Source organism: Stenotrophomonas sp. pho (genome assembly GCF_006228405.1).
GTDB classification, from domain to species: domain Bacteria; phylum Pseudomonadota; class Gammaproteobacteria; order Xanthomonadales; family Xanthomonadaceae; genus Stenotrophomonas; species Stenotrophomonas sepilia.
Map to the genome: position 1 here is coordinate 1,999,766 of NZ_CP029759.1, position 19,319 is coordinate 2,019,084.

General features: G+C 67.4%; 11 protein-coding genes and 5 pseudogenes. 13 read left to right on the plus strand and 3 right to left on the minus strand.

What is annotated here, in order from left to right; translation table 11 throughout:
* Nucleotides 1–22 precede the first annotated feature (22 nt).
* A pseudogene (locus DL544_RS09420) lies at nucleotides 23–786 on the minus strand (enoyl-CoA hydratase-related protein); the annotation flags it as partial.
* A 119-nt stretch (nucleotides 787–905) separates the two neighbouring features.
* Here DL544_RS09420 and DL544_RS09425 point away from each other — a divergent pair.
* The 3 genes and pseudogenes from DL544_RS09425 to DL544_RS09435 all read left to right on the plus strand — a co-directional run bounded on the left by DL544_RS09425 (nucleotide 906) and on the right by DL544_RS09435 (nucleotide 3,266).
* Nucleotides 906–1,160: a FeoA family protein gene (locus tag DL544_RS09425; protein ID WP_005416370.1), complete on the plus strand. Its 255-nt coding sequence runs from the start codon at nucleotides 906–908 to the stop codon at nucleotides 1,158–1,160.
* Nucleotides 1,157–3,021: pseudogene (gene feoB, locus DL544_RS09430) on the plus strand (ferrous iron transporter B). The gene DL544_RS09425 and the pseudogene feoB overlap by 4 nt, the downstream one beginning before the upstream one ends.
* Nucleotides 3,021–3,266, plus strand: a complete 246-nt coding sequence (locus DL544_RS09435; protein ID WP_065177612.1) for a DUF6587 family protein — start codon at nucleotides 3,021–3,023, stop codon at nucleotides 3,264–3,266. The pseudogene feoB and the gene DL544_RS09435 overlap by 1 nt, the downstream one beginning before the upstream one ends.
* A gap of 84 nt (nucleotides 3,267–3,350) precedes the next feature.
* Here the strand turns inward: DL544_RS09435 and DL544_RS09440 are convergent, their stop codons facing one another.
* Complete coding sequence (locus DL544_RS09440) at nucleotides 3,351–3,812, minus strand: DUF4304 domain-containing protein (protein ID WP_065177640.1); 462 nt, start codon at nucleotides 3,810–3,812, stop codon at nucleotides 3,351–3,353.
* A gap of 143 nt (nucleotides 3,813–3,955) precedes the next feature.
* Here DL544_RS09440 and dapB point away from each other — a divergent pair, with 143 nt between their 5' ends.
* The 5 genes and pseudogenes from dapB (at nucleotide 3,956) to DL544_RS09465 (ending at nucleotide 10,922) form a co-directional block, all read left to right on the plus strand.
* The gene (gene dapB / locus DL544_RS09445) at nucleotides 3,956–4,675 is read left to right on the plus strand and encodes a 4-hydroxy-tetrahydrodipicolinate reductase (protein WP_080375120.1); all 720 of its coding nucleotides are present in this window, start codon (nucleotides 3,956–3,958) and stop codon (nucleotides 4,673–4,675) included.
* 335 nt (nucleotides 4,676–5,010) lie between these two features.
* Nucleotides 5,011–6,138 (plus strand): glutamine-hydrolyzing carbamoyl-phosphate synthase small subunit, encoded by a 1,128-nt coding sequence (carA, locus tag DL544_RS09450; protein ID WP_005416375.1) that lies wholly within the window; start codon nucleotides 5,011–5,013, stop codon nucleotides 6,136–6,138.
* A 147-nt stretch (nucleotides 6,139–6,285) separates the two neighbouring features.
* A pseudogene (carB, locus tag DL544_RS09455) lies at nucleotides 6,286–9,527 on the plus strand (carbamoyl-phosphate synthase large subunit).
* Nucleotides 9,528–9,535: 8 nt separating this feature from the next.
* The gene (gene greA / locus DL544_RS09460) at nucleotides 9,536–10,000 is read left to right on the plus strand and encodes a transcription elongation factor GreA (RefSeq protein ID WP_026347191.1); all 465 of its coding nucleotides are present in this window, start codon (nucleotides 9,536–9,538) and stop codon (nucleotides 9,998–10,000) included.
* 4 nt (nucleotides 10,001–10,004) lie between these two features.
* Entirely contained in the window at nucleotides 10,005–10,922 is a 918-nt protein-coding gene (locus DL544_RS09465; RefSeq protein WP_065184938.1) for a phosphoglycerate mutase, read from the plus strand.
* Between the two features lie 98 nt (nucleotides 10,923–11,020).
* On the opposite strand, the pseudogene DL544_RS22385 reads toward DL544_RS09465, so the two are convergent.
* Nucleotides 11,021–12,060 (minus strand): annotated as a pseudogene (locus tag DL544_RS22385) (DUF1176 domain-containing protein).
* Between the two features lie 157 nt (nucleotides 12,061–12,217).
* Between DL544_RS22385 and recJ the strand changes: the two are divergent.
* From recJ to DL544_RS09490, 5 genes and pseudogenes are all read left to right on the plus strand, one after another.
* The gene (recJ, locus tag DL544_RS09475; RefSeq protein ID WP_065185237.1) at nucleotides 12,218–13,975 is read left to right on the plus strand and encodes a single-stranded-DNA-specific exonuclease RecJ; all 1,758 of its coding nucleotides are present in this window, start codon (nucleotides 12,218–12,220) and stop codon (nucleotides 13,973–13,975) included.
* 143 nt (nucleotides 13,976–14,118) lie between these two features.
* Nucleotides 14,119–17,030 (plus strand): annotated as a pseudogene (locus DL544_RS09480) (VIT domain-containing protein).
* A 79-nt stretch (nucleotides 17,031–17,109) separates the two neighbouring features.
* The gene (locus DL544_RS21255; protein ID WP_065177618.1) at nucleotides 17,110–17,361 is read left to right on the plus strand and encodes a hypothetical protein; all 252 of its coding nucleotides are present in this window, start codon (nucleotides 17,110–17,112) and stop codon (nucleotides 17,359–17,361) included.
* Nucleotides 17,284–18,409, plus strand: a protein-coding gene (prfB, locus tag DL544_RS09485; protein ID WP_111008336.1) for a peptide chain release factor 2 whose coding sequence is annotated in 2 segments (ribosomal slippage) — nucleotides 17,284–17,358 and nucleotides 17,360–18,409 — 1,125 coding nt in all. Because the reading frame shifts where the segments join, the coding sequence is not laid out codon by codon here. The genes DL544_RS21255 and prfB overlap by 78 nt, the downstream gene beginning before the upstream one ends.
* 45 nt (nucleotides 18,410–18,454) lie before the next feature.
* Nucleotides 18,455–19,237: a helix-turn-helix transcriptional regulator gene (locus tag DL544_RS09490; RefSeq protein ID WP_065177619.1), complete on the plus strand. Its 783-nt coding sequence runs from the start codon at nucleotides 18,455–18,457 to the stop codon at nucleotides 19,235–19,237.
* The last annotated feature ends 82 nt before the right edge of the window (nucleotides 19,238–19,319 follow it).

Here is a 19,319-nt window from a genome sequence, read left to right on the forward strand (position 1 = left end):
CAGGCTTCCGTGACCCAGTGGGGGCGCGCTTGTCGAGGAAGGCGCCCAGGCCTTCCTGGCCCTCGGCGGACACCCGCAGGCGCGCGATCAGGGCGGCATTATCCCGATCCAGCGCGTCGCGGTCATGGCTGTCGCGGACCTGCCGCACCAGCTGCTTGGCGGTGGACGAGGCGATCGGGCCGGCCTTGTCGAGCAGGGCCAGCTGGCGTTCCAGGGCTTCGTCCAGGCGTTCGGGCTCGACCAGCTGGTGGACCAGGCCGATGCGCAGCGCGGTGTCGGCATCGAAGTGCTCGCCGGTGGCGAACCAGCGCCGCGCCTGGCGCGGGCCGATGGCCTCGATCACGTAGGGCGAGATCACCGCCGGCAGCAGGCCGAGGCGGCTTTCGGTCAGGCCGAAGCGGGCCGAGGTGCTGGCGATGGCGATGTCGCAGCAGGCGACCAGGCCGACGCCGCCCCGAAGGCGGCGCCATGGACCCGGGCCAGGGTCGGCTTGGGCAGCTCGTCCAGGGTGCGCATCAGCCGCGCCAGGGCCAGCGAGTCCTCGCGGTTGTCGGCCTCGCTGGCGGCGGCCATGCCGCGCATCCACTGCATGTCGGCACCGGCCGAGAAGGAAGCGCCGTGACCGGCGACCACCACGGCCCGGACCGAATCATCGCCGCCGGCGGCTTCCAGTGCGGCAGTCAGCCGGGCGATCAGGCTGGCGTCAAAGGCGTTGTGCAGCTCCGGCCGGTTCAGCCAGAGGGTGAGGACAGCGCCACGGCGCTCGATCTGCAAAGCATCGTTCATGGGATTCCAGGGTCACTCCATACCTGTATGGATCATAGCGGGCCATTGGTCATGGGCCATGACGCGACGCGGGAATGTTAGAATCGAGAACCATTTACATCCAGCAGAGAACACGCTAGATGACGCTGTCCGAACTGCCGCTGCACACCTCGGCCGTGGTCGAGTCCGTGCAGGACCTGCATGCCAACGATGCCATTGCCCGTCGCCTGCGCGAGCTGGGTTTCGTGAATGGCGAGGAAGTACGCTTGGTGGCCAAGGGCCCGGTGGGGGGCGAGCCGCTGCTGGTGCAGGTCGGGTTCACCCGGTTCGCGCTGCGGATCAGTGAAGCCAAGCGCGTCGTGGTCGACGCTGCCAGCCAGGAACGACGTGCATGACCGCCACTGTCTCCGCCTCACCGCTGCGCATCGCGCTGGTCGGGAACCCCAACAGCGGCAAGACCGCGCTGTTCAACCAGCTGACCGGCAGCCGGCAGAAGGTCGCCAACTACACCGGCGTCACCGTAGAGCGCAAGGAAGGTCGCCTGCGCGCGCCGTCCGGCCGCGAATTCGCCGTGCTCGACCTGCCGGGTGCCTACAGCCTGCATCCGGCCAGCCTGGATGAGGCGATCACCCGTGACCTGTGCCGGGGCTTCTACCCGGGCGAAGCTGCGCCGGACGTGCTGCTGTGCGTGATCGACGCCACCAACCTGCGCCTGCACCTGCGCTTCGCGCTGGAGCTGCGTGAACTGGGCAAGCCGATGGTGGTCGCCCTGAACATGGTCGATGCGGCCCAGCGCCGTGGCATCCAGGTGGACGTGGCCGCGCTGGAGCGCGAGCTGGGCGTACCGGTGGTGGAGACCGTAGCGGTGCGCAAGCAGGGTGCCAAGGCCCTGGTCGAACGCCTCGATGCGATGGTGCCGCACCTGGATGCACCGGTGCCGGGCCCGGAAGGTGGCATCGACTACCACGCCAAGGTGCGCGAGATCCTGTCGGTCGCCGTGCGGATGCCGGCGCGGACCGCGAAGATCGACGACGCGCTGGACCGCTGGCTGCTGCACCCGGTGTTCGGGCTGATCAGCCTTGCAGTGGTGATGTTCCTGATCTTCCAGGCGGTGTACGCCTGGGCGACGCCGTTGATGGATGGCATCGAGGCTGGCTTCGCCTGGCTCGGCGCTCTCGTTGGCAGCGTGTTGCCGGAGGGTCCGCTGGCCAGCCTGCTGACCGACGGCATCATCGCCGGCGTCGGTGGCGTGGTGGTGTTCCTGCCGCAGATCCTGATCCTGTTCTTCTTCATCCTGGTGCTGGAGGAATCCGGCTACCTGCCACGTGCGGCGTTCCTGCTCGACCGCATGATGGCCGCCGCCGGCCTGTCCGGCCGCTCGTTCATCCCGCTGCTGTCCAGCTTCGCCTGCGCGGTGCCGGGCATCATGTCCACGCGCAGCATCCAGGACCCGCGTGACCGCCTGGCCACCATCCTGGTCGCACCGCTGATGACCTGCTCGGCGCGCCTGCCGGTGTACGCCCTGCTGATCGGTGCGTTCATTCCGCAGAAGACGGTGTGGGGGTGTTCAACCAGCAGGGCCTGGTGCTGTTCGGCCTGTACGCCGCCGGCATCCTCAGTGCGCTGGCGATGTCGTGGATCATGAAGAAGTGGCGCCGCGACAAGAGCGAGCATCCGCTGATGCTGGAGCTGCCGTCGTACCGCCTGCCACATGTGCGTGACCTGGCGGTGGGCCTGTATGAGCGCGGCATGATCTTCCTCAAGCGTGTCGGCGGCATCATCCTGGCGCTGACCATCCTGCTGTGGGTGCTGCTGTCGTTCCCGGCGGCCCCGGCCGATGCCACGATGCCAGCCATCGACTACAGCTACGCCGGCCAGATCGGCCATGCGATGGCGGTGTTCTTCGCGCCGCTGGGCTTCAACTGGCAGATCTGCATTGCGCTGATCCCGGGACTGGCCGCGCGCGAGGTGGCGGTGTCTTCGCTGGCCACCGTGTATGCGCTGTCGGCCGCCGATGACGATGCCGCCAGCCAGGCGCTGACCCCGCTGATCAGCGATGGCTGGTCGCTGGCGACCGCGCTGTCGCTGCTGGTCTGGTACATCTACGCCCCGATGTGCATCTCGACGCTGGCCACCATCAAGCGCGAGACCAACTCGTGGAAGCAGATGGGCTTTGCCGCGTTCTACCTGTTTGCCGCGGCTTACGTGGCCGCGCTGATCACCTACCAGGTGACCAAGGCGCTGGGAGGCGGCTGATGGATACCGGGCTGCTGATCCAGTACCTGATCATCGCGGTGGCCGTGCTGGTCAGTGCCTGGGTGGTGCTGAAGAAGCAGTTCCCGGGCACCGTGCGCACGCTGCGCGGGGCCTTGGCGCTGGCCCTGCTGAAGCCGGGTCGCGCGGCCTGGCTGCAGGCGCTGGGGCGGAAGATCGCACCACCGGCCAGCGGTGGGGGCGGTGCCTGTGGGGGGTGCGACAGCTGCGGGCCGACCAAGAAGTAGCGTCCAGCCATGCTCGACGGCGGCTGTCCGGAGGGTGCGAACTTTCGACCTGTCGATGCGAAGCTTGGTTCGCACGCGCCGGGTTCAGACCTCTCTGCGGATGATCGCGCGGAAGTTCCCGCCCTGATTCAATCGCCGCACCGATTCGCGGTTTCCATGGGCTGCTGCGAAACCCGCCACGTCGGCCAGGGCATCGAGCAGCAGGGCCTTCAGCGCGTCGCGGTTGCCGGCCTCCAGCAGGTCATCAAGATCCTGCTGGATGAAGGTCCGGCGCAGGCCCGGCGTTTCTTCGATCCGCCAGTCGACATGGGGCGTGGGAATGCTGGAGCGGTACCGGAAAGCCGTTTCAAGATCGTCAGGCGCGAGGGGATACGCGAGCAGCTCTGGAAAGTAGAGTCCAGCATTCACATAGAAGCCCCGGCTTTCGCTGGCGCGCTGGTGATTAACGACAAGCAGGGCGGCATCCAGCAAGCGGTAGCGCGTGGTCGACGTCCCGGCATAACCGGTCTTCCTGGCGCATTTGCTGAAGACGGTCGAGGATTTCATGGGTTTTGCCCGGGCTGAGGGAAGGGCCACAGACTTGAAGTGGAGCGTTGCCGCGTCCAGTGGCAAACCCGTCATCGCAGGGGCATGCAGCATCGCAGCGATGGCGCTTGCCGGAGCGGGCGTGCTGCCGCTAGCCTGCAGGCATGAACCAGACTCCCCTGCGATTGCTCATTCACGGTGCCTCCGGGCGCATGGGCCAAGCCCTGCTGCGGCTGGCCGCCGAACATTCCGAAACCCTGCAGATCGTGGCCGCCGTGACCGGTCGCGCGCCGGCCCAGCGCGTAGTCGACGGTGTGCCGTTCTTCGCGGCCAGCGAATTGCCCGGTGCGCCGGTGTTCGACGTGGCTATTGACTTCAGCCTGCCGGAGGGCTTCGACCCGCTGCTGGCGCTGTGCGTGGATCGCGGGGCCGGGCTGGTGTCGGGTACCACCGGTATCTCCAGCACACAGCGCCAGGCGCTGGACGCCGCGGCGGCGAAGATCCCGCTGGTATGGGCCTCGAACTTCAGCCTGGGCGTGGCGGTACTGGACGAACTGGTGGAGCGCGCGGCGCAGGCGCTGGCCGGCTGGGACTGCGACATCGTCGAATCGCACCACACCCAGAAGAAGGACGCGCCATCGGGCACTGCATTGACCCTGGGCGCGGCCGCGCAGCGGGGCGGGGCGGAGCCGCACTACGCCAGCCTGCGCGCCGGCGACATCGTAGGCGAGCATCTGGTGCAGTTCACCGGGCTGGGCGAGCGCATCGAGCTGGTACACCGGGCCACCAATCGCGACATCTTCGCCCGCGGCGCCCTGTTTGCCGCCCGCCAGCTGCAGGGCCGGGCCCCGGGCAGCTACCGCGTGCGGGACCTGCTGCAGTAAGGCGGGCTGATTCCTGGGGCTGGATCCCTTTCCAGCGGAGAGGGCTCTGACCCCATCCGAGGGCGCCTGGGGTCAGAGCCTTTCCCATTCGGGAATGGATCCGACCCCGCCTCCGGCCCGCATACGCCGCCGGATTGAAATGAATGCGCAATCGCCTGTTCATGAAGCGCGATAACCGCTGGCGTGAGCGTCCCGGCAGCGCTACAATTCGCACTCGCCGAATCACGAAAGCCGGACCGGTCCCAGACCGTACGTCCGCGCTTTTTTGCAACCGGATTTCCGTGAAGCGCAGGCGTGACTTCGGCAGCCCCCTCGGTAGCCAAAGTGAGATTCCCGTGACCCAAGCCGCAATCCTCGTCCTCGAAGACGGCACCGTATTCGAGGGCGAATCCGTAGGCGCGCCCGGCCTGTCCGTCGGTGAAGTGGTGTTCAACACCGCCATGACCGGCTATCAGGAAGTGTTGACCGACCCGTCCTACGCCCGGCAGATGGTCACGCTGACCTATCCGCATATCGGCAACACCGGCATGACCGACCAGGACGACGAAGCGTCCAAGGTGTGGTCGGCCGGCCTGATCGTGCGCGACGTTCCGCGCCGCCCCAGCAACTGGCGCAGCCAGGTGTCGCTGCAGGACTGGCTGATCCAGCGTGGCGTGGTCGCCATCGCCGGCATCGACACCCGCAAGCTGACCCGCATCCTGCGCGAGAAGGGTGCGCAGAACGGTGCGCTGATGGCCGGCGACATCGACGTGGAAAAGGCACTGGAAGCCGCCCGCAAGTTCCCGGGGCTGAAGGGCATGGATCTGGCCAAGGTCGTCACTACCGAGAAGACCTACACCTGGACCGAGGGCCAGCTGGACCTGGATGCCAACGCCTTCGTCAGCGTGCCGGCCAAGTACAAGGTCGTGGCCTACGACTTCGGCGTGAAGACCAACATCCTGCGCATGCTGGCCGAGCGCGGCTGCGAAGTGACCGTGGTGCCGGCGCAGACCCCGGCCGCCGAGGTGCTGGCACTGAAGCCGGACGGCGTGTTCCTGTCCAACGGCCCGGGTGACCCGGAACCGTGCGACTACGCCATCGAAGCGATCAAGACCTTCATCGATGTGAAGATCCCGACCTTCGGCATCTGCCTGGGCCACCAGCTGCTCGGCCTGGCCTCGGGCGCGCAGACCATGAAGATGGGCCACGGCCACCACGGTGCCAACCATCCGGTGCAGGACCTGGACAGCGGCCGGGTGATGATCACCTCGCAGAACCACGGTTTCGCGATCGATGAAGCAACCCTGCCGCCGACCCTGCGCGTGACCCACCGTTCGCTGTTCGACGGCACCAACCAGGGCGTGGCCCGCACCGACGTGCCGGCGTTCTCGTTCCAGGGCCATCCGGAAGCGTCGCCGGGCCCGCACGACGTCGGCCCGCTGTTCGACCGCTTCGTGGTGCTGATGGAGCAGGCCAAGGCGTGATCAGTACGCCGCCGGCCTGCCGGTGGCGTCGCGATGGACCGTAAACCCCGCATCGCTGCTGCCCCGGCGCGGCGCTGCGGATCAAGATTCCTGATCGACAGCGTGCGATCACCCCCCTTGTCACGCTGTACTGACTTAGAGAAGAAAATGCCCAAGCGCACTGACCTCAAGACCATCCTCATCATCGGTGCTGGCCCGATCGTCATCGGCCAGGCCTGCGAGTTCGACTACTCCGGTGCCCAGGCCTGCAAGGCCCTGCGTGACGAGGGTTACCGCGTGGTGCTGGTCAACAGCAACCCGGCCACGATCATGACCGACCCGGAGATGGCCGACGCCGTCTACATCGAGCCGATCAACTGGCAGACGGTCGAGAAGATCATCGCCAAGGAAAAGCCCGATGCGCTGCTGCCGACCATGGGTGGCCAGACCGCGCTGAACTGCGCGCTGGACCTGGCCGACCACGGCGTGCTGGAGAAGTACAACGTCGAACTGATCGGCGCCAAGCGCGAAGCGATCCGCATGGCCGAAGACCGCGAGCTGTTCCGCGTGGCCATGGGTGAGATCGGCCTGGAGTGCCCGACTGCCGCCGTCGCCCACACCCTGGACGAAGCGCTGGAAATCCAGACCCGCGTCGGCTATCCGACCATCATCCGCCCCAGCTTCACCCTGGGCGGCAGCGGTGGCGGCATTGCCTACAACCGCGAAGAGCTGGTCGAGATCGTCAGCCGCGGCCTGGAACTGTCGCCGACCACCGAAGTGCTGGTGGAAGAGTCGGTGCTGGGCTGGAAGGAATTCGAGATGGAAGTGGTCCGCGATACCGCGGACAACTGCATCATCGTCTGCTCGATCGAAAACCTGGACCCGATGGGCGTGCACACCGGTGACTCGATCACCGTGGCCCGGCGCAGACCCTGACCGACAAGGAATACCAGCGCCTGCGCGATGCCTCCATCGCCGTGCTGCGCAAGATCGGCGTCGATACCGGTGGCTCGAACGTGCAGTTCGGCATCAACCCGAAGACCGGCCGCGTGGTCGTCATCGAGATGAACCCGCGCGTGTCGCGTTCCTCGGCGCTGGCTTCCAAGGCCACCGGCTTCCCGATCGCCAAGGTCGCCGCCAAGCTGGCCGTGGGCTACACCCTGGACGAACTGAAGAACGAAATCACCGGCGGCCTGACCCCGGCCTCGTTCGAGCCGTCCATCGACTACGTCGTCACCAAGATCCCGCGCTTCGCCTTCGAGAAGTTCCCGGCCGCCGATGCCCGCCTGACCACCCAGATGAAGTCGGTGGGCGAGGTGATGGCGATGGGCCGCACCTTCCAGGAGTCGGTGCAGAAGGCCCTGCGTGGCCTGGAAACCGGCAAGGTCGGCTTCGACCCGACCGGCCTGGACCTGGGCAACGAAGACGACCTGCAGACCCTGCGTCGCGAGCTGAAGGCGCCGGGCCCGGAGCGCCTGTTCTATGTGGCCGATGCGTTCCGCGCCGGCATGAGCGTGGAAGAGATCTACGCACTGTCGTTCATCGATCACTGGTTCCTGGACCAGATCGAGGAAATCATCGCGGCCGAAGCCGAAGTCGCTGCCGGCGGCATCGATGCGCTGGATGCCGCACGCCTGCGCAAGCTGAAGCGCGCTGGCTTCTCCGACGCGCGCCTGGCGCAGCTGACCGGCACCAACGAAGCCGCCATCCGCGCGCTGCGTCGTGCGCACAAGGTGCGCCCGGTCTACAAGCGCGTGGACTCCTGTGCCGGTGAGTTCTCCACCGGTACCGCCTACCTGTACTCGACCTACGAGGACGAGTGCGAGGCCGCGCCGAGCAACCGCGACAAGATCATGATCCTGGGCGGTGGCCCGAACCGCATCGGCCAGGGCATCGAGTTCGACTACTGCTGCGTGCACGCGGCACTGGCGCTGCGCGAGGATGGCTATGAAACCATCATGGTCAACTGCAACCCGGAAACCGTGTCGACCGACTACGACACCTCCGACCGCCTGTACTTCGAGCCGCTGACCCTGGAAGACGTGCTGGAAATCGTCGAACTGGAACAGCCGAAGGGCGTGATCGTGCAGTACGGCGGCCAGACCCCGCTGAAGCTGGCGCGCGCGCTGGAAGCCAACGGCGTGCCGGTGATTGGCACCAGCCCGGACTCGATCGACCTGGCCGAAGACCGCGAGCGCTTCCAGCAGCTGGTGGACAAGCTGGGCCTGAAGCAGCCGCCGAACCGCATCGCCCGCAATGATCAGGAAGCCCTGCTGCTGGCCCGCGAGATCGGCTACCCGCTGGTGGTGCGCCCGAGCTACGTGCTGGGCGGCCGTGCCATGGAAATCGTCTACGGCGAAGCCGACCTGGCCCGTTACGTGCGCGACGCTGTGAAGGTGTCCAACGATTCGCCGGTGCTGCTGGACCGCTTCCTCGACAATGCTGTCGAGTGCGACGTCGACATCATTGCCGACAAGGATGGCAACGTCCTGATCGGTGGCGTGATGGAGCACATCGAAGAAGCTGGCGTGCACTCGGGCGATTCCTCGTGCTCGCTGCCGCCGTATTCGCTGTCGGCTGAAACCCAGGCCGAACTGCGCCGCCAGGTGGTGGAGCTGGCCAAGGCCCTGAACGTGGTCGGCCTGATGAACACCCAGTTCGCGATCCAGACCAGCGACGAGGGTGCCGACACCATCTACCTGCTGGAAGTGAACCCGCGTGCCTCGCGCACCGTGCCGTTCGTGTCCAAGGCCACCGGCATGGCGCTGGCGAAGATCGCCGCCCGTTGCATGGCTGGCAAGAGCCTGGCCGAGCAGGGCGCGACCAAGGAAATCGTGCCGGACTACTACTCGGTGAAGGAAGCGATCTTCCCGTTCGCCAAGTTCCAGGGCGTCGATCCGATCCTCGGGCCGGAGATGCGCTCCACCGGCGAGGTGATGGGCGTCGGCCGCACCTTCAACGCCGCCTTTGCGCGTGCGCAGGAAGCCGGTGGCATCAAGGCACCGCCGGTCGGCAAGGCCTTCGTCTCGGTCCGCGACCCGGACAAGAAGCGCGTGCTGCCGGTGGCCAAGGCGCTGCTGGCGCGTGGCTACAGCCTGGTCGCCACCCGTGGCACCGCCGCGTGGCTGCAGCAGCACGGCATGGACTGCGAGATCATCAACAAGGTGGTCGAAGGCCGTCCGCACATCGTCGACTCGATCAAGAACGGCGAGATCGTCTACATCGTCAACACGACCGAAGGTCGTTCGGCGATCAACGACTCGTTCTCGATCCGCCGCGAGGCGCTGCAGCATCGCGTCACCTACTCGACCACCATTGCCGGCGCCAAGGCGCTGGTGGATTCACTGGAATTCCGCGGCACCGGCCCCGTCTGGTCGCTGCAGGAGCTGCACAAGGAGTTGAATGCATGAGAGCCCCCATCACCATGAAGGGCGCGCAGAAGCTGCGCGACGAACTGGATCACCTGAAGTCGGTCAAGCGCCCGAAGGTCATCGCCGCCATTGCCGAAGCGCGTGAGCACGGTGACCTGAAGGAGAATGCCGAGTACCACGCCGCGCGCGAGGAACAGGGCTTCATCGAAGGCCGCATCAAGCAGCTGGAGGGCGAGCTGTCGCACGCCGAGATCATCGACGTGAGCAAGCTCAATGCCGGCTCCAAGGTGGTGTTCGGCGCCAGCGTGACGCTGGCCGACGTGGAAACCGACGAAGAGAAGAAGTACCAGATCGTCGGTGACCTGGAAGCGGACATCAAGCTGGGCCTGATCGCGATTTCCTCGCCGGTGGCGCGGGCGATGATCGGCAAGCTGGAAGGCGATTCGATCGTGATCGACGCCCCGGCCGGCCAGCGCGAGTACGAGATCGTCAGCGTCAGCTACGTGGACTGACCGCGTGGCGACGGCGACCCTGCTGTTGCCTGCACGCAGCCGCTTTGCCGCGGCTGCGCTGCCGGACGATGTGGCACGCGCGCTCGGCCGTGCCACGACGGTGCAGGTCGTGCCGGGCGAGCGCGCGCAGCTGACACGCCATTTCTCGGTTGCCGCGCCGCACTGGCCGGTGGCCGCGTTGACCCGCCAGCGCGACGTCGGCGATGCCGCCGGCGCCAGCTGGCTGCGTGCCGATCCGGCCTGCATGGTGCCGGACATGCACGGCGCGCGGATGATGGCCTACGGCGAAACACTGCGGCCGACGCTGGCCGACAGCCTCGCGTTGCTGCCGGTGCTGCAGCCATTGTTCGCCGATGCCGGCTTCGTGCTCGACGCACCCGATCCCTCGCGCTGGTACCTGCGGCTGCCGATCGACAGCGAGCTGCCGGACTTCGACAGCCCCGACGAGGTCCTCGGCGATGACCTGTTCTCGCATCTGCCCGAAGGCGAGGGCGGTCGTCGCTGGCGGGCGCTGATGACCGAGGCGCAGGTGCTGCTGCACAACCATTCCTGGAACCAGCAGCGTGCCGCACAGGGACAACAGCCGATCAATTCGCTGTGGTTCTGGGGCGGTGGCGTGATGCCGGTGTCGGTCAGCACGCCGCACGCGCAGGTGCGCAGCCGGGACGCGCTGCTGCAGGGCCTGGCCCTGGCGGCTGGTGTGGCCGTGGATGGCGAGCAGGCGGTGGATGCGCTGGTCGACCTGCGCCAGCTGCGCTCTTTGCAGCAGCTCGGCAATGATGCGATCCGGCCGCTGCTGGCCGCGCTCAAGCGTGGCGAACTGCAGCGGCTGGTACTGGACTTCGAGGACGGCCTGCAGTTCCAGCTGGACCGTGGCCAGCGCTGGCAGTTCTGGAAGAAGCCGCGCCAGCTGCACGACTGACCGGGGTCGGATCCGTTTTCCATCGGAAAACGGCTCTGACCCCCAGGGTTTGTCGGGGTTGCCGGCCAGCGGTCGGCACTACCGCAGGTAGCGGCGCCTCAACGGACCTCGCTGACCACCGTCGGCAGCGTCCAGTGCCCACCCGCAACGCCCCGGCACTGCCCGGTGGTGAACTCGCTGCTCTTCACGAATCGCGCGCCATCCCAAGCCCAGTCGTGGCCGGAGAAGCAGTCACCGACGCCGCGCCCACGGAAGCGACCGCTCAACGTAGCGTCGTCGCGATCGAAGTCTTCTGCATCGGACGTGACGAAGCGTGCTTCGTACGGCGGCTTGTCCTGCACTACCCAGTAGCCGCTGCTGAAGTTGTAGGCACCCACGAAGCAGCTGGTGCTTGCCAGCACATGTTGGGTGTCCAGTCGCTGGATCTCGATTTCATCTGTCCCGCCCTCGCTCAGGTGGCCGCACTCATCCGGCTTGGGCAGGCTGGCGATCAGTGCCTTGCGCAGGCCCGGTGCTTTCGCCAGTGCCGCGTCCGAGGCGCGCGGTGCCACCAGCGTGCCGCGCACGATCACTGGCACCGGCAACGCCGCAGGCACGCTTGCTTCGGGCTTGTCGCCACGCCGCACCAGCGCACCGGGGTGCCCAGCCGGCCCTGTGCCTCGTCCATCTTCAGCAGTACGGCCGCTGCACCGCGGTCGGAGATCGGCCAGGCCTTGCCCTTGCCGTCGATGATCTCGATGCGTGCCTGGCGCGGCAGTGCGGCGACCAGTGCATCGGTCTGTGCCTGCTGCAACAACACTTTGTCCCCGTCGCCGGTGTCGCGCACCGGGCCCAGGTCCTTGCCGTTCAGGCGCAGGCGCAGTGCCCCGGTCGGCGTCGGGCTTTCGCCATCCTCGCCATTGCGCAGCCGCGCGATCACCTTCGCACCCGGGCCGCCGGCGCGCTCAAGCATCAGGCTGAGCAGGTTGCCGGGTTCTTCCGGACTGTAGCCGGCGGCGCGGCAGGTGCGGGTGTTGTCACAGGCCAGCGACCAGTCGTTGTGTTCGAATTCGACCCCGGGCCTGGGCTCAGGCGTCGCGGAGTGGGCGGCCGGGGCCACGGTGAGTGCCATCAGCGCGGTCAGCAGGGTGCGGGTCATGGATGGAAGTCCGTTCCAGGGCAGGCAAGCATGGAAGATGCGGTCGTGAAATCCAAATGCTGCTGGCCGAAGAGCCAGGTTGCCTCGTCAGCAGCGGCAGCCGACCGGGGAGCGGTGCACGTTATGATGTGCGGGTCTTTCGTAACCGGCGATGCCGATGTCCCTTGCCGCCGATGCTGCGCAGCCGCCCTCTGATACACCGCTGATCCGCCGCCGCGATGCGGTCGTGCCCGGCAGCTGGCCAGAGGGCACGCTGCCATTGCTGGCCAGACTCTATGCCAGCCGTGGTGCGGGAACGCCAGAGCTGGCGCTGCCGAAACTGGGCAGCCTACACGCGCCCGAGCTGCTGACCGGTATCGATGATGCAGTGGGCCTGCTGATCGAAGCCATCGCCAACGACAAGCGCATCCTGGTGGTCGGCGATTTCGATTGCGATGGCGCCACCGCCTGTGCGGTCGGCGTGCGTGGCCTGCGCATGCTCGGCGCGCAACACGTCTTCCACGCGGTGCCGAACCGCATGGTGCATGGCTATGGCCTGTCACCGTCGCTGGTGGAAGAGTTGGCCGCGCTGCAGCCGGACCTGCTGGTCACGGTCGACCACGGTATTGCCTGCCATGCCGGTGTCACCGCGGCCAAGGCGCGCGGCTGGCAGGTGCTGGTCACCGACCACCATCTGCCGGGGCCGCAGCTGCCGCCGGCCGACGTGATCGTCGATCCCAACCTGGATGGCGATGCCTTCCCCAGCAAATCGCTGGCCGGTGTTGGTGTGATCTTCTATGTGCTGATGGCGCTGCGCCGGCATATGCGCGAGGCCGGCGTCTTCGCAGATGGCAAGGGGCCGGACCTGACCACGCTGCTGGATCTGGTGGCGGTGGGCACCGTTGCGGACCTGGTAGCGCTGGACCCGAACAACCGTGCGCTGGTCAGCGCAGGCCTGCGCCGTCTGCGCGCAGGGCAGGGCTGTGTCGGCCTGCGTGCACTGATCGAAGCCAGTGGCCGGGATGCCGCGCGACTGACCGCCACCGACATCGGCTTCGCACTCGGCCCGCGCCTGAACGCGGCGGGCCGGCTGGAAGACATGGCGCTGGGCATCGCGCTGCTGCTCACCGAAGATCCGCGCCAGGCGCGCGAGATCGCGCAGACGCTGGAGCAGATCAACGCAGAACGCCGCGCGGTGCAGCAGTCGATGACCGACGATGCCGAGCAGGCCCTGACCCGCGTGGTGCTGGACATGGCCGGGCAACGGCCGGTGGCCGCCTGCCTGTTTGATGCCGACTGGCATCCCGGTGTGGTCGGCCTGGTCGCTTCGAAGATGAAGGATCGCCTGCATCGCCCGGTAATTGCCTTCGCTCCGGCCGAACCGGGCGCCGACACGCTGCGTGGCTCGGCGCGCTCGATTCCCGGCCTGCACATCCGTGACGCCCTGGCGCTGGTCGATGCGCGCCATCCGGGCCTGATCGACCGCTTCGGCGGTCACGCCATGGCGGCCGGCCTCAGCCTGCGGCTTGACCACGTTGATGACTTCAAGGCCGCCTTCGTCGCCGTGGTGCTGGAAATGCTCGACCCGGCGGCACTGCAGCAGCAGGTGCTCAGCGACGGCGAACTGGCCGCGGACGAGCTCGATCATCGCCACGCCGATGCGCTGCGGTTGGCCGGCCCATGGGGCCAGGGCTTCCCCGAACCCCTGTTCGACGGCCACTTCGAAGTGGCCAACTGGCGCGTGCTGAAGGAGCGCCACCTGAAGCTGGAACTGCGCCTGCCGGGCGTGCCTGGCACGATCAACGCGATCCACTTCGGCGGCTGGCACGGCAATGCGCCCGGCCGACACGTGCACCTCGCCTACCGGCTGGCCTGCGACGACTATCGCGGCGGCAGCGCCATCCAGCTGATCGTGGAGCACTGCCTGCCCGCCTGAGAAAAAGGGGACGGAGGGGATTAAGTCGCAACTGGCAAACAGGGCATAAGCGACTTAATTCCCTCCGTCCCCTTTTTGGGTCTCCCAACCCCGTTACGGCTGCTGGTGCGTTCAAGGGTCCACGATCCCACTGGAGTCCGGTCATGGTCTTCGCCCGTTGCTGCATTGTGTTGTTGCTGGCCCTTGCGGCCTGGCCCGCTGGCGCGCAGTCGCCGCCGATCTCCCGGCCGCAGGCCGCCACGCCGCTGCTGATCGCACCGGCGGCTGAGCAGGCGGTCCAACTGCGACACGCCCGCATCGAGGGCGGGGTCCAGGCGGGCATCGCCCAGACCCGGATCATCCTGGAATTCCACAACCCGAACCGGCGCGTGCTGGAGGGCGAGCTGCAGTTCCCCCTGGCCGATGGCCAGCAGATCAGCGGCTTCGCGCTGGATATCAACGGCGAGATGCGTGACGCGGTGCCGGTGCCGAAGGACCGCGGCCGCCAGGTGTTCGAGGAGATTGCCCGCCGCGGCGTTGACCCGGGCCTGCTGGAACAGACCGCCGGCAACCAGTTCCGCCTGCGCATCTATCCGCTGCCGGCCGGCGGCAGCCGGCGCGTGCAGCTGGTGATTCGCGAGCCGTTGGCCTTCGCCGGCCAAGGCTGGCAGTGGACGCTGCCGCTGCAGTTTGCCGCCGGTGCAGCCTCGGTTGAACTGAAACTGCAGGCACCTGGCACGACCACCGCAGGTACGGCGCCATTCCGCATCAGCGCGGGCCAGCTGCAGTGGCAGGGCAAGGGGCGCAGCTGCCGAAGCAGCTGCAGTGGGATCTGCCGGCGACCCGCCAGGCACAGGTGCAGGTGGCGCCCTGGCAGGATGGCCACTATCTGCTGGCGCAGCTGCCGGTGGCGGCCAGCAGCACGCCGCGCAAACTGCCGAGCGAAATCGGCCTGCTGTGGGATGGCTCCGGTTCGGCGGGCCAGCGCGATCACACACGTGAGTTCGCCCTGCTGGATCGCTATTTCGCTGCGCTGCGCGACGGCACCGTGGCCTTGACCGTGCTGCGCGATCGCGCCGAGCCGGTGCGTCGCTTCCGCATCCGCGCCGGCAACTGGAGTGAACTGCGCGCAGCCCTGCAGGCCGTGCTCCCGGACGGTGCCAGCGCGCTGGCACAGTGGCAGCCGCAGCCGGGCGTGAAGGAATACCTGCTGGTCAGCGATGGCCTGCTGACCTATGGCCCGGAACAGCTACCGGCGATGGCACCCGATCAGCGCCTGTTTGCGGTCAGCAGTGCGGGTGCGCGCACCGATGCCGTGCGACTGCGTGGTTGGAGTGAGGCGCATGGCGGTCGCTTCATCGCGCTGGGCAAGGATGTCGATGCGGCGGCGCACGCGTTGCTGGCGTCGCCGATGGATGTGCAGGTCGATGCGGGACGCGGCGTGCAGGATGTAGTGATCGATCGCCGCAGTGAAGCCCACGGCTGGCTGTGGCTGCACGCACGACTGGCAGCCGACGGTGTGCCGATGCGGGTGCGCGTGGGCGACGGCGAGTGGGAAGCGCTGCCAGCGACGCAGAAGAGCAAGGACGGTGAACTGCTGGCCGGTTTGTGGGCGCAGGCGCGCCTGCAGCAGCTGGCCGCCGACCGTCGTGGCAACCGCGAGGCGATGCAGCGCCTGTCACAACGGTTTGGCCTGGTGGGGCCGGATACCTCGCTGATCGTGCTGGAGACGTTGGAGGACTACCTGCGCTATGCGATCCGTCCTTCGGGCACGCTGCGCGCGGAGTACGACGCCAGGTTTGCAGTGCAGGTCAGGGATCGCGCCGCTGGGGATCGCCAGCGCCTGGATGAAGTGGCCGCCCGCTGGAAGGAGCGCCAGCAGTGGTGGAGCCGTAGCTGGCCGAAGGATGCGCCGCCGCAGGCCAAGGAAATGGCGCTGGACGTTGCATCCGCAGACTACGCAACCGAATCCGCACCCGTGGCGATGCTGGCAGCCCCTGCACCTGCTGCTCCGCCCGCCCCTGCACCGACGGCAGCAGCGGCCGAGCAGCGTATGCAGGCCGCCAGCGCACGCGCGCGTCGTCCGGCGCCCGCGTCGGAGAATGCACTGGATGCGATTGTGGTCACCGGCGGCACGGTCGATGCCGCTGCGGCCGCCAACGATGGCCAGCTCGGCATCCAGCTGGCGGCCTGGCAGCCGGACTCGGCCATCGCCCGGCGCCTGCGCCAGGGCCCGCCGTCGCAGCTCTATGACCGCTATCTGGCCGAGCGCGATGCCCTCGCCGACAGCAGCGCCTTCTTCCTCGATGTGGCCGACCTGCTGCTGGAGCAGGGCCAGCGCGAGCTGGCACTGCGGGTGCTGTCGAACCTGGCCGAAATGGATCTGGATAACCGCCACCTGCTGCGCGTGCTCGGTTACCGACTGATGCAGGCCGATGCTCCCGCACTGGCGGTGCCGGTGTTCGAGCAGGTGCTGGCGATGGGCCAGGAAGAACCGCAGAGCTTCCGCGACCTGGGCCTGGCGCTGGCAGCGGCCGGCAAGCCACAGCAGGCACTGGCGCCGCTGTACCAGGTGGTGGTGCGGCCGTGGGACAGCCGCTTCGATGGCATCGCCCTGATCGCGCTGGATGAGCTGACCAACCTGGTGGCCGGCAGCACGCCCCGGCTGGATACCACCGGCATCGACCCGCGCCTGTTGCAGGCGATGCCGCTGGACCTGCGCGTGGTGCTGTCGTGGGACGCCGACAACAGCGACATGGACCTGTGGGTAACCGACCCGAACGGCGAGCGCGCCTACTACGGCAACCGGCTGACCTACCAGGGCGGGCAGATGTCGCAGGACTTCACCGGCGGCTATGGCCCCGAACAGTTCTCGCTGCGCAACGCCAAGCCGGGCAAGTACAAGGTGGAGGCGAACTACTTTGGCAGCCGCCAGCAACTGGTCACCGGCGCGACGACACTGATGCTGCGTCTGACCACTCATTGGGGCACGGCCAAGCAGAAGGATCAGATGGTGACGATGCGACTGAAGGACCGTGCCGAGACCGTGCTGGTGGGCGAGTTCGAGGTTAAATAGTCAACTGCCCCAAATGGCCGTCCGAGGGTGGGCCAAGGAAGACCCTCGTCGACGCCGCTCTGGGGCAAGGAGGCCCTGTGTGGGGGCGGCTGCAGCCTGGCTGGCTCCCCGCGCCAAGGCGGGTACCGCCTGCCTGAATGCAGCGCCGACGCATCACGCTCGCGCCTCCCCGGCGCAGGCCCAGGCCCTCATTCCGGGCGCCCACGGCCTGCGGTATCATTACCAGTCATCTTTTGAATGCATAACCGCCGACATGATCGAACTGAATCCTGTCCGCCAGCGCATCACCGATCTGACCGATCGCGTGCTGTCGCTTCGGGGGTATCTTTGACTACGACGCCAAGAAAGAGCGTCTTGAAGAAGTAACGCGGGAGCTGGAAAGCCCCGACGTCTGGAACAACGCCGAGTACGCCCAGAACCTGGGCCGCGAGCGTTCCAGCCTGGAAAAGACCGTGGGCGGGATCGCCTCGGTGCTCGATGGCCTGAACGACGCCACTGAACTGCTGGAGCTGGCCGAGTCCGAGCAGGACGAGGAGACCGCACTGGCGGTGGTCGCCGACCTCGACAAGCACCAGGCGCACGTGGAGAAGCTGGAGTTCCAGCGCATGTTCTCCGGCGAGATGGACAATGCGGCGGCGTTCGTCGACATCCAGGCCGGTGCCGGTGGTACCGAAGCCCAGGACTGGGCCGAGATCCTGCTGCGCATGTACCTGCGCTGGTGCGAATCGCGCGGCTGGAAGACCGAGCTGATGGAAGTCTCCGGTGGCGACGTCGCCGGCATCAAGTCGGCCACGCTGCGCGTGGAAGGCGACTATGCCTATGGCTGGCTGAAGACCGAGACCGGCGTGCACCGCCTGGTGCGCAAGTCGCCGTTCGACTCCGACAACCGCCGCCACACCAGCTTCACCTCGGTGTTCGTGTCGCCGGAAATCGATGACAACATCGACATCACCATCAACCCGGCCGACCTGCGTACCGACGTGTACCGCTCGTCCGGTGCCGGTGGCCAGCACGTGAACAAGACCGAGTCGGCGGTGCGTATCACCCACATCCCGACCAACATCGTTGTGGCGTGCCAGACCGGCCGCAGCCAGCACCAGAACCGCGACAACGCGATGAAGATGCTGGCCGCCAAGCTGTACGAGCTGGAGATCCAGAAGCGCAACGCCGAGAAGGACGCGGTGGAAGCCACCAAGTCCGACATCGGCTGGGGCAGCCAGATCCGCAACTACGTGCTGGACCAGAGCCGTATCAAGGACCTGCGTACCGGCATCGAGCGTTCGGATACGCAGAAGGTGCTGGACGGCGACCTGGACGAGTTCGTCGAGGCCAGCCTGAAGGCCGGTTTGGCCGTGGGCTCCAAGCGCGCCGATGCCTGATCGACGCGCCTGCGCGGATATCATCGCCTTCCGCAGCGGAGGGCGATGATGCGCAGCGAAAGTGAACGCAAGGAACTCGGTAGCTTCCTGAAGGCCTGCCGCGCCCGTGTCGACCCCGCCACGCTCGGCCTCCCGGCCGGGCGGCGGCGCACCCCGGGCCTGAAGCGCGAGGAAGTGGCGCTGGCCATCGGGGTCAGTGTCAGCTGGTACACCTGGATCGAGCAGGGCCGTGAAGTGCGCGCCTCGCCCGAAGTGCTCGAGCGCCTGGCCAAGGTGCTGCGCATGAGCGACGACGAACGCGCCTATGCATTCGCGCTGTCCGGCTATGGCGTACCGCTGGAATCGCCGGACGAGAGCGTGACCGACGGCCTGCGCCAGCTGGTCGAAGCGATGCAGCCGATCCCGGCCTATGTGCGCAACACCCGGTTCGATATCCTGGCCTGGAACCCGGCCATCGCCGATCTGTTCGTGGACTACAGCCAGCTGGCGCCGCATGAGCGCAACACGCTGCGGCTGATGTTCCTGTACCCGCCGTACCGCACGCTGATCCTCAACTGGGAAGAAATGACCCGCGGCCTGCTGGCCGGCTTCCGCGCGGCGATGGCGCAGGCGCCGGACAAGGCGCCGTTCCTGGCGCTGGTGGAGGACATCGCCGCGCACAGCGAGGCGTTCCGGCGGTGGTGGCCGGAGCACGACGTGCGGCGGTTCGATGAAGGTGCGAAGAAGCTCAACCATCCCACGCGGGGATTGCTGGACCTGCAGTACGTGGCGCTGGTGCCGGAGAGCCGGCACGACCTTTCCCTGGTGACCTACCTGCCGCGAAAGTAGGGGTGTTCGGCAGGGCTTGCAGCCCTGCACCCGCAGAGGCCGAGCAACAGCAACAGCAACAGCGGGCATTCCGTTGGATGGC